Source organism: Tsukamurella sp. DT100, from assembly GCF_049844855.1.
Taxonomy (GTDB): Bacteria; Actinomycetota; Actinomycetes; order Mycobacteriales; family Mycobacteriaceae; genus Tsukamurella.
Map to the genome: position 1 here is coordinate 300467 of NZ_JBNCLV010000004.1, position 13907 is coordinate 314373.

At 73.7% G+C, this 13907-nt stretch carries 16 protein-coding genes; 7 read left to right on the forward strand and 9 right to left on the reverse strand.

All coding sequences use genetic code 11. The features are described from left to right. Positions 1–48: 48 nt before the first annotated feature. Both ACLQ3K_RS11675 and ACLQ3K_RS11680 read right to left on the reverse strand, forming a co-directional pair. Positions 49–804, reverse strand: coding sequence for an amino acid ABC transporter ATP-binding protein (locus tag ACLQ3K_RS11675; protein WP_425999446.1), 756 nt, complete (start codon positions 802–804; stop codon positions 49–51). Next, positions 801–2249 carry an ABC transporter substrate-binding protein/permease gene (locus ACLQ3K_RS11680; protein WP_425999448.1) on the reverse strand — a complete coding sequence of 483 codons (1449 nt, stop codon included), beginning with the start codon at positions 2247–2249 and terminating at the stop codon, positions 801–803. The genes ACLQ3K_RS11675 and ACLQ3K_RS11680 overlap by 4 nt, the downstream gene beginning before the upstream one ends. Before the next feature lie 152 nt (positions 2250–2401). Between ACLQ3K_RS11680 and ACLQ3K_RS11685 the strand changes: the two genes are divergently transcribed. The 4 genes from ACLQ3K_RS11685 to ACLQ3K_RS11700 are packed head-to-tail and all read left to right on the forward strand — an operon-like array spanning position 2402 to position 5676. Then, positions 2402–2758, forward strand: a complete 357-nt coding sequence (locus ACLQ3K_RS11685; protein WP_425999813.1) for an ArsR/SmtB family transcription factor — start codon at positions 2402–2404, stop codon at positions 2756–2758. Next, positions 2755–3240: an SRPBCC family protein gene (locus ACLQ3K_RS11690; protein WP_425999450.1), complete on the forward strand. Its 486-nt coding sequence runs from the start codon at positions 2755–2757 to the stop codon at positions 3238–3240. The genes ACLQ3K_RS11685 and ACLQ3K_RS11690 overlap by 4 nt, the downstream gene beginning before the upstream one ends. A gap of 16 nt (positions 3241–3256) precedes the next feature. Then, entirely contained in the window at positions 3257–4030 is a 774-nt protein-coding gene (locus ACLQ3K_RS11695; RefSeq protein WP_425999452.1) for an enoyl-CoA hydratase, read from the forward strand. Between the two features lie 20 nt (positions 4031–4050). Beyond that, complete coding sequence (locus tag ACLQ3K_RS11700) at positions 4051–5676, forward strand: adenylate/guanylate cyclase domain-containing protein (protein WP_425999454.1); 1626 nt, start codon at positions 4051–4053, stop codon at positions 5674–5676. Here the strand turns inward: ACLQ3K_RS11700 and ACLQ3K_RS11705 are convergent. From ACLQ3K_RS11705 to ACLQ3K_RS11715, 3 genes are read right to left on the reverse strand one after another with little or no spacing between them, the layout of a single operon-like run. Then, positions 5571–6110, reverse strand: a complete 540-nt coding sequence (locus ACLQ3K_RS11705) for a GNAT family N-acetyltransferase (RefSeq protein WP_425999456.1) — start codon at positions 6108–6110, stop codon at positions 5571–5573. The two genes, ACLQ3K_RS11700 and ACLQ3K_RS11705, sit on opposite strands and share 106 nt — an antisense overlap. Further along, the gene (locus tag ACLQ3K_RS11710; protein ID WP_224646856.1) at positions 6107–6463 is read right to left on the reverse strand and encodes an RNA-binding S4 domain-containing protein; all 357 of its coding nucleotides are present in this window, start codon (positions 6461–6463) and stop codon (positions 6107–6109) included. The genes ACLQ3K_RS11705 and ACLQ3K_RS11710 overlap by 4 nt, the downstream gene beginning before the upstream one ends. Positions 6464–6465: 2 nt before the next feature. Continuing rightward, positions 6466–6678: a hypothetical protein gene (locus tag ACLQ3K_RS11715; protein ID WP_068524038.1), complete on the reverse strand. Its 213-nt coding sequence runs from the start codon at positions 6676–6678 to the stop codon at positions 6466–6468. A 40-nt stretch (positions 6679–6718) separates the two neighbouring features. Here ACLQ3K_RS11715 and ACLQ3K_RS11720 point away from each other — a divergent pair, with 40 nt between their 5' ends. From ACLQ3K_RS11720 to ACLQ3K_RS11730, 3 genes are read left to right on the forward strand one after another with little or no spacing between them, the layout of a single operon-like run. Then, the gene (locus ACLQ3K_RS11720) at positions 6719–7171 is read left to right on the forward strand and encodes a SixA phosphatase family protein (protein ID WP_425999459.1); all 453 of its coding nucleotides are present in this window, start codon (positions 6719–6721) and stop codon (positions 7169–7171) included. 10 nt (positions 7172–7181) lie between these two features. Then, positions 7182–7613: a SixA phosphatase family protein gene (locus ACLQ3K_RS11725; protein ID WP_224646854.1), complete on the forward strand. Its 432-nt coding sequence runs from the start codon at positions 7182–7184 to the stop codon at positions 7611–7613. A 9-nt stretch (positions 7614–7622) separates the two neighbouring features. Continuing rightward, positions 7623–9257 carry a dihydroxyacetone kinase family protein gene (locus ACLQ3K_RS11730; protein ID WP_425999461.1) on the forward strand — a complete coding sequence of 545 codons (1635 nt, stop codon included), beginning with the start codon at positions 7623–7625 and terminating at the stop codon, positions 9255–9257. A gap of 16 nt (positions 9258–9273) precedes the next feature. Here the strand turns inward: ACLQ3K_RS11730 and mftG are convergent, their stop codons facing one another. From mftG to mftD, 4 genes are read right to left on the reverse strand one after another with little or no spacing between them, the layout of a single operon-like run. Next, positions 9274–10554: a mycofactocin system GMC family oxidoreductase MftG gene (gene mftG / locus ACLQ3K_RS11735; RefSeq protein WP_425999463.1), complete on the reverse strand. Its 1281-nt coding sequence runs from the start codon at positions 10552–10554 to the stop codon at positions 9274–9276. A gap of 1 nt (position 10555) precedes the next feature. Continuing rightward, positions 10556–11968, reverse strand: coding sequence for a mycofactocin biosynthesis glycosyltransferase MftF (mftF, locus tag ACLQ3K_RS11740; protein ID WP_425999465.1), 1413 nt, complete (start codon positions 11966–11968; stop codon positions 10556–10558). After that, entirely contained in the window at positions 11965–12693 is a 729-nt protein-coding gene (gene mftE / locus ACLQ3K_RS11745; protein WP_336670138.1) for a mycofactocin biosynthesis peptidyl-dipeptidase MftE, read from the reverse strand. Before mftE ends, mftF begins: the two co-directional genes overlap by 4 nt. After that, a complete protein-coding gene (gene mftD, locus ACLQ3K_RS11750) occupies positions 12690–13907 on the reverse strand; it encodes a pre-mycofactocin synthase MftD (protein ID WP_425999467.1) in 1218 nt (405 codons plus the stop codon). The genes mftE and mftD overlap by 4 nt, the downstream gene beginning before the upstream one ends.

Below are 13907 nucleotides of genomic sequence, written 5' to 3' on the forward strand. Positions count from 1 at the left end.
CGTCGAGCGTAGAGACCCGCGCGGTGCGCCCGCGACCCGGTTTCCGCCCTACAGCGGGCGCAGGATGCGGTCGAGGAACTCCCGCGTGCGCGCGTGCTGCGGGGCGCCGATCACGTCGGCGGGGCGGCCCGCCTCGAGGACGGTGCCGCGGTCGACGAACAGCACCTGGTCGGCGACCTCGCGAGCGAAGGTCATCTCGTGCGTCACCACCACCATCGTGCGGCCCTCGGTCGCCAGGTCGCGCATCACGGTGAGGACGTCGCCGACCAGCTCGGGGTCGAGCGCCGAGGTGGGCTCGTCGAACAGCACGACCCGTGGCCGCAGCGCGAGGGCCCGCGCGATCCCGACGCGCTGCTGCTGCCCGCCCGAGAGTTGGTGCGGGTACTTGTCGGCGTGGTCCTTCAGCCCGACCCGCGCGAGCAGCTCCCGTGCCTCCGCCTCGACCTCGGCCGCCGGGCGCTTCTGCACGACGACGGGCCCCTCGGTCACGTTCCGCAGCGCGGTGAAGTGCGGGAAGAGGTTGTGCGACTGGAAGACCATCGCGCTCTGCGCGCGGTAGCGCGACAGTTCGGCCTTGCCGGGCGTGCCGGCCCCGAAGTCCACCGTCGCATCGCCGACGGTGACGGTGCCCCCGTCCGGCAACTCGAGCGCGTTGAGCGAGCGGAGCACCGTCGTCTTCCCGGATCCGGACGGCCCGATGATGACCGTGACCGTGCCCTCCGGGACGGCGAAGTCGATGCCACGCAGCACCTCCACCTCGCCGAAGGACTTGGTCAGACCGCGCACCGAGATCAGGTCGGTCATCGCGCCACGTACCTTTCGAATCGGTTCTCGAGGTGCGACTGCAGCACGCTCAGCAGCTGGCAGACCACCCAGTAGTAGCAGGCGGCGACCACGTACATGACGAGGAAGTCGAACGTGGGTGCCGCGGCGATCTGCGCCTGCCGGAACACCTCGGTCACGAGGATGGTGGACGCCAGCGAGGTGTCCTTGACGAGCGAGAGCAGCGTGTTCGCGAGCGGCGGGGTCGCGGTGCGGGCGGCCTGCGGCAGGATGATCCGGCGCAGCGCGGTGCTGTAGTCCATACCGATCGTGGTGGCCGCCTCCCACTGCCCGCGCGGCACCGCGCCGATCGCGGCGCGGATGATCTCCGCCGCGTAGCCGCCCACGTTGAGCGAGAAGGCGATCACCGCCGCGAAGAAGGGATCGAAGACCAGGCCGAGCGCGGGCAGGCCGTAGAAGATGATCACCAGCTGCACCAGCAGCGGCGTGCCACGGATCACCGAGATGTAGACCATCGCCAGCGCGCGGAGCAGGCGCCGGGCGGACATCCGCGCGAGCGCGACGGCCAGCGCGAGGACGAGTCCGATCGCGAAGCTGATCGCGGTGAGCGGCAGGGTCTTCGTGACCATGGCCTCCAGCAGCGGAACCAGGCTGCGCCGCACCAGGTCCCAGGTGGTGGACTGCTTCGGCGCGGCACTGTCCGCGCCGAAGTACTTCTGCGAGATCCGTTCGGCGGTGCCGTCGGCTCGGATCTCGGCGAGGCCGCGGTTGATCGCCGGCAAGAGCCCGGATCCCTTGCGGGCCGCGAACACCGACTCGGACTTGTCGGGGGTCTCGGCGGCGATCTTCACCGGCGCCGTGTGGTTGACCGCGAGGTAGTTGCGGATCACGCCAGTGTCGTTGACCACCACGTCCACGCGGCCCTGCGCGAGCAACGTCGCCGCTTCGGTGAATCCCGCGACCGGCTCGATCCGCGCGCCCGCCTTCTCCGCGACGCCGGACCAGCTGCTCGTGGAGCTCTGGGCGGCGAGCCTGCCGCGGATGTCGTCCAGGGACTTCACCGCATCGTCGTCCTTGCGGACCAGGATCGATCCGCTCGCCGTGCTGTACGAGTCGGACAGGTCGTACTTGGCGGCGCGGGCGGGACTCGCGGCGACCTGGTTCGCCACCAGGTCCAGCCGGTTCGCCTCCAGCGCGGAGAACATCGAGTCCCAGGGCGTCTCCACGAACTCCACCCGCATCCCGGCCTTATCGGCGATGGCGGTGATCATCTCGACGTCGTAGCCCGTGAGCTTCCCGGCATCGTCGTGGTAGCTGTACACCTGGTAGACGCCCTCGGTGCCCACCCGCAGCACCCCGCCCGACGGCGGCACCGGGTCGGCCTGCGCCGGCAGCGGCGCAACGACGAGCAGCATCGCGAGCAGCACGAGGAGGACGCGGGGCGCGGTGCGGACGGCTGATCGCATGCGTCGTTCTTAGCACCGGCATCGGCCCGGCGCGCCGCGGACCGTCATGTCGAACCTTTTTCAACTCAGGGGTTGAACAACGGGAGGAGAGGGCGTACCGTCGTATTCAACAGATTGGTTGAACACGAAGGAGGTGCACCACGAACGACGACATCGACGACCTGTCCAAGGCGTTCGCGGCACTCGCGGACCCCACGCGCCGCGACATCGTCGCCCGCCTCTCGGACGGCGACGCCACGCTCACGGAGATCGCGGAGCGCTACGACGTGAGCATCCAGGCCGTCTCGAAACACCTCACCGTGCTCGAGAACGCCGGCCTGATCAGCAGGACCCGCCGCGCCCAGGCGCGGCCCGCCCACCTGGAGGCGGAGATCTTCGACCTCATGAACGGGTGGATCGAGCGGTACCGGCGCCGCGCCGAACAGCGCTACCAGCGCCTCGACGCGGTGCTGGCCGAATTGAACGCACAAGAGAACCCCAACCCCACCGAAGAAGGAGCAGCATCATGACCAACGTCCACGCCGAGGCCGCCATCGAGGCCTCCGCCACCCTGCCCAGCATCACCATCACCCGCGACTTCCAGGCGACCCCCGCGCAGTTGTTCCGCGCGCACACCGACCCCGAGCTCTACGCGCGCTGGGTGGGACCGTCGGACATCGCCACCGAGATCGTGCACTGGGACGCGCGCACCGGCGGCAGCTGGGCGTACAACAACACCCGTGGCGACGAGCGCTACTCGTTCCACGGCAGCTTCCACGACGTTCGAGAGGACCGGATCGTGCAGACCTTCACCTTCGACGAGTGGCCCGACGCGGTGTCGCTCGAGACCATGACCTTCGAGGACCTCGGCGACGGCCGCACGCGGATGCACTCGGTCTCGCTGCTCGACAGCTTCGAGAGCCGCGACGGCATGCTGGCCAGCGGCATGGAGAAGGGCGTCAACGACGGCTACGCCAAGCTCGACGAACTTCTCGCGTCCGGCGAGGTGTAGTCGTTACCGTCGAGGGATGACGGACGCCGCACCGCTTCGCACGCACGTCGCCGACGGCCTGGGGGTCCTCACCCTCGGGGCCGCCGGGCGGCGCAACCCCCTCTCGCTCGCCACGATGCGGGCGGCCACCGCCGCGCTCGACGGCTTCGACGCCGACCCCGCGGTGCGGGTCATCGTGATCCGTGCCGAGGGGCCGGCGTTCTCGGCGGGCCACGACCTGAGCGAGATGGTCGGCCGCACCCTCGACGAGGAGCGCGAGATCTTCGCCGCCTGCACCGACCTCATGGCCGCGGTGCACCGCGTGCGGCAGCCCGTGATCGCGCAGGTGCAGGGCATGGCGCTGGCCGCCGGCTGCCAGCTCGTGGCGACCTGCGACCTGGCGATCGCGACCTCCGACGCGCGGTTCTCGACGCCCGGCGTGAAGATCGGGCTGTTCTGCTCGACGCCGATGATCCCGCTCACCCGGGCCGTCGGCCGCAAGCGCGCGATGCAGATGCTGCTGACCGGCGAGATGATCAACGCCGAGACCGCGGTCGAGTGGGGCCTGATCAACGCCGCCGTCCCCGCCGACCAGCTCGAGGCGACCGTCACCGGCCTAGCGCACCGCATCGCGGAATCCAGCGGCGCAACGCTGGCGATCGGCAAGCGCGCCTTCTACGACCAGATCGATCGGACCGAGCCGGACGCCTACGCCGCCATGTCCGAGGTGATGGCGACCAACGCGATGATCCCGGACGCGCAGGAGGGTATGACGGCGTTCCTGGAGAAACGGTCCCCCGTCTGGCGGTGATGACCCGGTAACTTAGCAGCATGAAGCTGCCCCGGCTCCGCGCCGACTACGGTTCGATCCTCCTGGGGTCGGCCGACGACAGCTCCCGCCTGACCCGCGTCCGGGTGCAGCTGGTGATCACCATCGGCGTGGTCGTCGCCAACCTCATCGGCGTCGGCCTGGCCATCGCGCTGGCCACCGTCGGCATCCCGGAGCCGTCGATCCCGTGGGACGCCTGGTGGATGAACTACCTGGTGGTGCCGCTGTACATCGGGATCGCCTTCGTGCTCGGCGCGACGATCGGCACGGTCCGGCTGGTCCGGTCGCTGCGCTGGTCGATCCGCCGCGAGGAGCCGAACGCGGCGCAGGCGAAGGCGGCGATCGTCGGGCCGTGGCGCCTGACCGCCCTGGAGGCGCTGCTGTGGGGCGTCGGCACCGTCGTGATGACCGTCGGCTACGGCGCCATCAACCCCGACCTGATTCCCAAGATCGCGCTGGTCACGGGCCTGTCCGGGGTCGTCGTGTGCGCCATCTCGTACCAGATCACGGAGTTCGCGCTGCGCCCCGCGGCCGCGGCGGCGCTGGAGGCCGGGTACCGCGCACCGCGCAAGGGCCGGCTGCGGATGCGGGCCGCCACCGCCTGGGCGATCGGCTCGGGCGTGCCGATCCTGGGCATCTTCCTCGTGGTGCTGTTCGGCACCTTCCGCGACGACACCACCAAGCTCGACATCTTCGTCGCCGTCGCGGCACTGGCCGCGATCGCGCTGCTCACCGGGCCGCTCATCAGCCTGCTCAACATCGACGCCCTGATCGCGCCCCTGCGCGTCCTCGGCGGCGCGATCCGCCGCGTCCGCGACGGCGAGACCGACGTGGCCGTGCGCATCTTCGACGGCTCCGACATGGGCGAGCTGCAGGCCGGGTTCAACGAGATGACCACCGGCCTCGCCGAGCGGGAGCGGCTGCGGGACCTGTTCGGCCGGCACGTGGGCCGCGACGTCGCGGAAGCGGCGCTCGGCTGGGGCGTCCAGCTCGGCGGTTCCGAGGAGGTCGTCGGCGTGCTCTTCATCGACGTCGTGGGCTCGACGACGCTGGCCCGGCAGCGCCCGGCGACCGAGGTGGTCGAGCTGCTCAACCGGTTCTTCGAGGTCATCGTGACCGCCGTCGAGGAGAACGACGGCCTGGTCAACAAGTTCGAGGGCGACGCGGTGCTCGCGGTCTTCGGCGCGCCGCTGCCGCACCCGGATCCGGCGGGCGGGGCCCTGCGCACCTCGCGGCTCATCGCGGACCGCCTGCCCGCGGCGGTGCCGGACCTGCGGGCCGGGATCGGGGTCTCCTACGGCGTGGTCGTGGCGGGCAACGTCGGCGCGATCGAGCGCTACGAGTACACCGTGATCGGCGACCCGGTCAACGAGTCGGCGCGCCTGTCCGAGGTCGCCAAGCGCGACACCTCGCTGCCGGTGGCGTCCGAGCCGGCGATCATGGGCGCCCGCGAGGCCGAGTCGCAGCACTGGCGGTTCACCGACGAGCTGGAGCTGCGCGGCCGCGACGAGTACACCCGCCTCTACTCCCCCGCGGTGTCGGCGAGGACGAGCACGTCGTCGACGAAGGTCGTGCCGCCGACGGTGAACTCGCGCACCCCCGCCGTCACGAACCCCGACTTGGCGTAGAACCGCTTGGCCCGGGCGTTGTCGGCGTTCACGCCGAGCCACACGGGCAGGCCCGCCGCGTCGGCGCGGACCGCGTCGAGCAGGGCGCGGGCGACCCCGCCGCCGTGGTGGTCCGGGTCCACGTAGAGCTTTGACAGGTAGGCCGACGGTGCGCCGCGCAGCGCCGCGGGCCCCTCGTCGTGCGCGCCGTGCAGCACCAGGGCGTACCCGACGGGGCCGTCCGCCCCGTCGACCACGAGGACCCGGTGGTCGGGATCGGCGAGGTGCCGGTCGAACTCGGCCTCGCTGAGGTGCGTCGCCACGAAGGCCGCGACGTGCTCGCGCGCCAGCGACGGCGGGCACGCCAGGGGGAAGGTGCGGGCGGCGAGCGCGGCCACAGCGCCGGCGTCGCCGGGCGCCGCGCGACGCACCCGCGCCTGCATCGGCGCCGTCATTCGCGCCCCAGCAGCCGGTCGGTCTCGCGCCGCTCGCGCTTGGTGGGGCGCCCCGCGCCCCGGTCGCGCTGCGGCATGGACAGCACGATCTCCCGCGGCGGGGGCGGCGGGCTGTGGTCGAGGTAGCAGGTGGCGGCGACGGGCGCGCCGACCCGCTTGGGGATGAGGGTGGCGACCTCGACGATCCGCTCCCGGCCGGCGAGCCGCAGCCGCACCTCGTCGCCCACCACGATGTGCTGAGCCGGTTTGGCGGTGGCGCCGTTGACGCGCACGTGCCCGCCACGGCAAGCCGTGGCGGCGGCCGACCGAGTCTTGGTCAGCCGCACCGCCCACAGCCAGGCGTCGACCCGCACGACTACCGGGCGCGCAGCAGCCGCGACAGGCCGACGGCGCCGAGCACGCCGAACGCCACCAGCAGGAGCAGGCCGAGGCCCGCACCACCGATGAACCAGCCGACGGCGACGACCACCAGCGCGGGCGCGGCCATCGCCGCGACCATCCCCGGGTGCTGCTTCACGACGTCCAGCGCGGCCTTCTTGCGCGCGGGATCGAGCTCTTTTCCAGCCATGTCACCAATGTACGCATTCCCGGCAGGGCAAGATCGGGGCATGACGGTGCTGGCGCTCATGCGACACGGCGAGTCGGGCATGTCGATCCCCGACGAGGCCCGCCCGATCAGCGCGAACGGTCGCGACCAGGCCCGACGGTCCGCGGCCTGGCTCGCCGAGCAGGGCCTCGAACCCGGTCACGCGCTCGTCTCGTCCGCGCGGCGCACCGTCGAGACCTTCCACGCGATGGACCTGCGCTGCCCGATGACGGCGACCGAGGAGCTCTACGAGTGCCCGGGCCGCCGCGTGCTGGACGAGATCAACGGCGTCCCCGGCGACGTCGACGTGCTGCTGGTGGTGGCGCACTTCCCCGGCCTCCCCGAGGCGGCGGCGCAACTCGACCCGGGCGCGGAGCTCCCCGGCTTCGCGCCGGGCACCGTCGTGCTGCTGGACCTCGACGACGGCCCGGCGGCGCCCGGTTCGGGACGGATGCTGTCCTGGTTCACCCCGTAGGGTGTCCGATATGGACACCCTGATCCTGCTGCGGCACGGCAAGTCCGCCTACCCCGACAAGGTGAAGGATCACGACCGCCCGCTGGCGCCGCGCGGCGTCCGGCAGGCCGGGCTCGCCGGCAAGGCGATCCGCCGGTACGGGCACGACGTGGACCTGGTGCTGTGCTCGACCGCCGAGCGCGCGCAGGCGACGCTGGAGCGGGCCGCCGTCGACGCGCCGGTGCGCCACCTGCCCGCGCTGTACGGGGCGACGGGCGCCGAGATCCTCGACATCGTGGAGGCGGAACGGGGCGACGCGACGACGGTGCTCGTGGTGGGCCACGACCCCGGGCTCGCCGAGGCGGCGCAGATCCTCGACCCCACCTTCACCTTCGCCAAGTTCCCCACGTCGGCGTTCACGGTCATCCGGGAAGGCCACGCGGAGTTGCACATACCTCGCTAACGTGAAGCCGTGACCCATCGCGCGCGCTTCGAGAACTCCGCCGGATCCCTCTTCACCGACGGGCTGCGCGGCGTCCTCGCGGCCCACCCCGACGCGGCCTGGCACGACGCGGGCTTCGTCGCCCGCCGCACGCCCCGGGCCTCCGGCGTCGCCGTCGTCTCCGGCGGCGGCTCCGGGCACGAGCCGATGCACGTCGGGCTGATCGGCGCGGGCATGCTCGACGCGGCCTGCCCGGGCCTGATCTTCACCTCCCCCAACGCCGTGCAGGTGGCGGCCGCGACCCGCGCGGTGGACACCGGCGCCGGCGTCGTGCACGTGGTGAAGAACTACACCGGCGACGTGATGAACTTCGCCGTCGCCCGCCGCCTCGTCGGCGCCCCCGACGGCGACGCGCCGGCCGTCGCCACCGAGTTCGTGCTGGTCGACGACGACGTCGCGACCGAGGACACCTCCGGCCCCGGGCGGCGCGGCACCGCGGCCACGGTCATCGTGGAGAAGATCTGCGGCGCGGCCGCCGACCGGGGATCGTCGCTCGCGGAGGTGGCCGCGGTCGGCCGCCGGGCCGCGGCCCGCGCCCGCTCCATGGCCGTCTCCTTCTCCGCCTGCAACGTGCCGGGCTCCGACGCCCCGTCGTTCGACCTGCCCGCCGGGCACATGGCCTTCGGCGTCGGCATCCACGGCGAGCGCGCCCGCGACGAGCGGCCCGCGACCGCCGCCGAGGAGATCGTCACCGACCTGCTGGCGCGGATCCTGCCCGGCACCGGCCTCGGCTCCGGCGACCGCGCGCTGGTCGTGGTCAACAACCTGGGCGCGGTCACCGACCTGGAGACCGGCGTGATCTTCGCCGAGGCGGTCAAACAGCTCGGCGAGCGCGGGATCGAGGTCGCGCGCTCGCTGGTCGGGCGCCTCGTCACCGCCCTCGACATGGCCGGCGCCTCCCTCACGGTGGTCCCCCTCGACGACGAGCTCGTCGCGCTGTGGGACGCGCCCACGTCCGCGCCGGGCTGGCCGAACGCGGCCACGGCGCCGTCGTACCTGGACCCGCTCGCGCAGTCCCGGCCGGACGACTCCGCCGACACCGGCGAGCCGAACGTCTGGCTGTCGGACTTCGTCGGCCGCGTGCAGCGGTCGGTGGACGAGCTGACGGAGCTGGACCGCAAGGCCGGCGACGGCGACTTCGGCACCAACATGGCCGCCGCGCTCGGCCACTTCCCGCTCCCCCTGCGCGGTACCGACGGCGAGGTCCTCGACGCCATGTCCACGTCGTACCTGGTGCGTGCGGGCGGCACCTCGGGCGCCGTCTTCGGGACCTTCTTCACCGAGCTCGGCCGGGCCCTGCAGGCCGACGGTGCCGGCTTCGCGCGCGGCGTGCGCGCCGGGCTCGACGCGGTGGTCGAACTGGGCGGCGCACGGGTCGGCGACAAGACGGTGGTGGATGCGATCTCCCCCGCCGCCGATGTCCTCGACGCCGGCGGCTCGCTCGCCGACGCGGCGGCCGCGGCGGCGCAGGGCGTGGCGGCGACGGCGGACAGCACCGCCTCGCGCGGCCGGGCCAGCTACCTCGGCGACGCCGTGATCGGCGTGCCGGATCCCGGTGCGCTGGTGATGTCCTGGCTGTTCGAGGCGGCGGCCGCCGGCCGGTAGCTTCCCCGCTCCTTGATCATTCGGCGCGGATCGTCTCGGCGATCAGCGACGCCGCGGCGAGGATGCTCGCGTGCGGGCCGCTCCGCAGGAGCTCGGGCAGGACCGAGCCGTCGACGACCCGCACCCCGTCGACGCCGTCGATCCGTCCCCCGGCATCGACGCGCTCCCCGAGCGGCAGCGTTCCCCAGGCGTGCGAGGACACGCCGACGACCGGATCGACGACGATCGAGCCCGGCGCCACGACGTCCGCGAACGCGGGCGAGCCGAGCATGGCGACGACCTGGTCCACGCCGCGCGCCATCCGCGCCCGGGACTCCGCGTCGGGCTCGCCGAGGTCGAGGACGCCGCTCGGCGCGAGCACGCCGCGGGTCGGGCTGCTCATGTCAGCGATCCCGATCGGCACCCCGCGACGCCCCACGCCCGGGATGTAGGACGCGAAGTCGTCGCCGTAGCAGCGGAGTTCGAGTCCGTCCGCGGTGTGGAGGACAGTCTGGAGGAGCGGGACCCGCCGCAGGGGCGCACGCGGGGTGAACCGGACGATGCGCTCGGGATGCTCGAACGTTCCCAGGGGCCCCGTCCACGGCGACAGCAGGGCGCCGGACCCCAGCGTGCCCGCCGCGAGAACGATCTCGGCGGCATCGATCCGCCCCGCCGTCGTGTGCACGCCCACGATCGCACCGCGGGCTTCGATCAGCGCGGTCGCGGTGGCGCGAAGGAGGGTGGTGCCGCTCGCCGACGGCGGCAGCGCGTCGGCCGCGGTCCAGCGCCCGCCGTCGTGCCGGTTGGACCGGACGCGGTTGAGCCCGGTCCCCGGCCACGGCGCAGCCGACGACGAATCGAGACCCTCCGCGCGCCAGTAGGATTCGAAGCGCTTCGCCACCGCTCCCAGTTCGGCGTCCGCGAACTCCGAGACCCGCATGAAGCCGCCTCCGGCGGCGCCGCCGTCGACGCGGTCGAACGCCGCGGCGATCCCCTCCTGCGGCCACGGCCACGCCGCGTAGTCGCTCCGGTGACCGCGCAGGAAGTAGCCGCCGTTGACGACGGCCGAACCACCCAGCCCCCTGCCGCGCACCACGTCCCGACCGCGGGACTCGCGGGACTCGCGGTACCGCCGGACGCGGTCACCGCCGAGGGGCAGGGCGGTGAGACGCCGCGTGGCGGCGGCTGGCGCGGCGATCGGCCCGCCCTCGAGCAACACGACATCCCGGTCGCCGCTCAGGGCCTGCGCGATCACCAGGCCGGCGCTGCCCGCCCCCACGACGACCGTGTCCGCGGTGAGCCGCGCGCCGCCGGCCATGTCAGCGCGTGATCCTGGGCCGCAGGGCCCCGATCTCGCCGCGCGCCACGGCCCCCTGCCAGACGCCGAGTCCGTAGGCGAGGTCGTCGAGGCGGTGCAGCACGGCCCACGTGACGGGGTCCGGGTGCGGGGCCGACGGTTCCCGGCGCACCGCGGCCGCCCACGTCACGACGGGTTCCACCGCGGCCGCGATCAGCACTCGCCGCCGGAACCGCCGCGAGAGGAGCGCCGCCGCCGCGGTCGCCGGCCAGTAGTGCCGGAGCAGCGCCGCGAGCCCCTGCTGGGCGCCGAAGTACGCGGCGCGGGCGGTGATCCGTGCGGCGACCGCGTCGGCGCGGGGGACCTCGCGCAAGCGACCGCGCAGGCGCACGAAGGTCCAGCCGTGGATCGCCGCGGCGCCCGCGAGCCCCGTCCGGGTCCCCGACAGGACGCCGACGGCCGCGAGCGCCGCCGGGACCGAGGTGACCACCGGCGCGGCGTGCGCGCCGTGCCTGCGGGCCAGCTCCGCGGCGCCGGTGCCGTAGAAGCGGCGCCGGCCGAGCAGCGCCCGCGCCGTGGTCCGGTGGTCGTGCCCCACCCGCGCGGCGGGCTCGTACCGCACCGTCCACCCGGCGGCGGCGAGGCGCCAGCACAGGTCCACGTCCTCGGCGACCCGGAGGTCGTCGTCGAACCCGCCGACGGCCTCGAAGGCGGTGCGCCGGACCAGCATCGCTGCCGACGGCACGTAGGCGACGGGGTTCCCCGGCCGTGCCGCGCCGGGCCGCGGCCCCATGTCCAGGCTGGAGTGCAGGCCCGCGTACCGCGCGACGGGTCGCGTCCACGGCGCACGCTCGAGGCCGACGACGCGGGGCGCGGCCACGGCCACCGTCGGGTCGGCGAGCCGGGCGCGGAGCACGTCGGCCCAGCCGGGCCGGGGCACGGTGTCGGCGTCGAGGAAGGCGACGAGGTCGGTGGCGACGAGTGCGGCGCCGCGGTTGCGGGCGTGCGCGGGTCCGCGGTTCTCCTCGAGGCGGAGGAGCCGCACGGCGGGGTCGCCGGGCACGCGGATCGGGACCGTGGAGCCGTCGTCGACGACCACGACCGGCAGGCCGGGGAGTGCGCGCAGCAGGCGGTCGACGCCGGCCTGATCGTCGCGGACGGGGACCACGACGGTGATCTCCGCGGCCCCCTCCTCGGCGGCGGCGATCGGCGCGGCGACACCGGAATCCAGCAGCCGCCGGGCCAGACCCGCGGTCGCGGCGTCGCCGACGGTGACGGTGCCGTCGTCGTCGATCAACCCGGCGGCGGCGGACGACAGAGTCAGCAGCCGCATCGGCGAACCGCCGAGCAGGTGCCGCGGGCCGGGGCGCAGGCACGCCGGGTCGAGGCGGACGGCGAATCCTCCCGGCAGGAGCGCGGATCCGGGGCCGATCACCGCAACCGCCCGTCGTCGCCGACGGTCCACCGGCCGAGTGCGCCGACGAGGCGGTCGACCGCGCCGGCGAGCAGCTCCGTGCCGCGCGCGGCGGTGGCCGCGGTCGGGTCGCCGAGCACACCGTTCGGCGCGACCGCCGCCACGCCGCCGGCGCGCAGCCGGTCCAGGAGCTCACCGATCGGCGCCGTCTCCCCCGGCTCGATCCGGTCCCCGTGCACCGTCGCCGGGGCGTGCGCGAGCAGCACCGAGGTCTCCGTCTCCCCCGCGTGGGCGTCGCCGCCCGGGAAGACGCACGGGAACCACGCGGCGTCGCGGCCCTCGTAGCGCAGCAGCGCCGTCGCGGCGCGCAGCGCGTCGAGGTTCCCGCCGTGCCCGTTGACGAAGGCGATACGCGCCGCCCAGCGGGACGCGCTGCGCCCCAGCTCCACCAGCACGAGTTCCAGTGCGGCCGTGCCGATCGAGACCGTGCCCGGGAAGTCCTCGTGCTCGCCGGACGCGCCGTAGGGCAGCGCGGGGGCGAGGACGACGGCACCGTCGGGCCCGGGTGCGGAGGCGAGCCTCTCGACGGCGCGCCGCGCGATCACGGCGGCGACGCGGGTGTCGGTGTCGAGCGGCAGGTGCGGCCCGTGCTGCTCGACGGAGCCGACCGGGACGACGAGCACCGACCCGGCCGGCGGAACCTCCGGCCAGGTCAGCGAATTCAGCTCGGTCGCCACGGGTCTCAGCCGCCGAAGGAGCGCTCGAAGCCCTCGGGGATGATGAGATCGTCGCGGCTGAGCTCGGCGACGTCGGCGCGGCCGAGCCCCATCATCGTCGAGTCGACGCCCATACGGAGCAGGTCGAGCACGTTCTCGACGCCCGCCTGGCCGTTGGCCGCGAGGCCGAACAGGTAGGCGCGGCCGATCATCACGGCCTTGGCGCCGAGGGCGAGGGCCTTGACCACGTCGGCGCCGCGGCGGATGCCGCCGTCGAGCAGCACGTCGACGTCGCCCCCGACGGCGTCGGCGATCGGGCCGAGCACGCGGATGGTGGCGGGCGTGCCGTCGAGGTTGTTGCCGCCGTGATTGGAGACGGAGATGGCGGTGGCGCCGATGTCGACGGCGCGCTTCGCGTCGTCGAGCCGGGTGATGCCCTTGACCATGAACTCGCCGCCCCACTGCTCGCGCAGCCACTCCAGGTCCTCCCAGGTGGGCGGCGGGGTGTTCATCCACTGGTAGTAGGCGCCGAAGAAGGTGGGGCCGGTCTCGCCGCGATCGACCAGGTTGGGCGCGGTGAGGTCGGGCACGATGATCCGGCCGTCGCGGATCCAGTCGAGGGCGTAGCGCGGCCTCGCGGCGATCTCGGGGGCGAGCCGCGCGAGCGCCTTGAGGTCCACCTTCTCGGGGATCTCGGGGCTGCCCCAGTCCCGCCCGATGTTGAACACCCAGTCGGTGGTGACGATGAGCCCCTGGCAGCCCGCCTCCTTGGCCCGCTGCGCGCGGGCGAGGATGTCGTCGCGGCTGCCGAGCCAGTAGATCTGGAAGAAGATCTGCCCGTTGACCTCCGTCACCTCCTCCACCGGCTTGCTGGCGAAGCTGGACAGGCCCATCGCGGTGCCACGGGCGGCGGCGGCGCGGGCCACGGCGACCTCGCCGTCGGGGTCGACGGCCTGGACGCCCGTCGGGGAGATCATCACCGGGAAGGACAGCTCCTGCCCCATCACCTTGGTGGTGAGGTTGCGCTCGGCCTTGGCCCCCACGACGTGCGGGGCGAAGCCCAGTTTCTCGAAGGCCTCGGTGTTGTCGGTGACGGTGACGCCGCCCTGGGTGCCCGCCACGAGGGACGAGTAGACGGTGCGCGGCAGGCGCTTGCGGGCGCGGTTCTGCGCCTCGTGGACGGTCTCGAACCAGGGATTGCGGCGCCACGGGTTGCGCTCGGCGAGTGCGGAGAGTCGGGACAT

Coding starts and splice junctions, on each gene's coding strand:
- ACLQ3K_RS11675 (WP_425999446.1), bottom strand. CDS start 804: ATGACCGACCTGATCTCGGTGCGCGGTCTGACCAAGTCCTTCGGCGAG.
- ACLQ3K_RS11680 (WP_425999448.1), bottom strand. CDS start 2,249: ATGCGATCAGCCGTCCGCACCGCGCCCCGCGTCCTCCTCGTGCTGCTC.
- ACLQ3K_RS11690 (WP_425999450.1), top strand. CDS start 2,755: ATGACCAACGTCCACGCCGAGGCCGCCATCGAGGCCTCCGCCACCCTG.
- ACLQ3K_RS11695 (WP_425999452.1), top strand. CDS start 3,257: ATGACGGACGCCGCACCGCTTCGCACGCACGTCGCCGACGGCCTGGGG.
- ACLQ3K_RS11700 (WP_425999454.1), top strand. CDS start 4,051: ATGAAGCTGCCCCGGCTCCGCGCCGACTACGGTTCGATCCTCCTGGGG.
- ACLQ3K_RS11705 (WP_425999456.1), bottom strand. CDS start 6,110: ATGACGGCGCCGATGCAGGCGCGGGTGCGTCGCGCGGCGCCCGGCGAC.
- ACLQ3K_RS11715 (WP_068524038.1), bottom strand. CDS start 6,678: ATGGCTGGAAAAGAGCTCGATCCCGCGCGCAAGAAGGCCGCGCTGGAC.
- ACLQ3K_RS11720 (WP_425999459.1), top strand. CDS start 6,719: ATGACGGTGCTGGCGCTCATGCGACACGGCGAGTCGGGCATGTCGATC.
- ACLQ3K_RS11725 (WP_224646854.1), top strand. CDS start 7,182: ATGGACACCCTGATCCTGCTGCGGCACGGCAAGTCCGCCTACCCCGAC.
- mftG (WP_425999463.1), bottom strand. CDS start 10,554: ATGGCCGGCGGCGCGCGGCTCACCGCGGACACGGTCGTCGTGGGGGCG.
- mftD (WP_425999467.1), bottom strand. CDS start 13,907: ATGTCCCGACTCTCCGCACTCGCCGAGCGCAACCCGTGGCGCCGCAAT.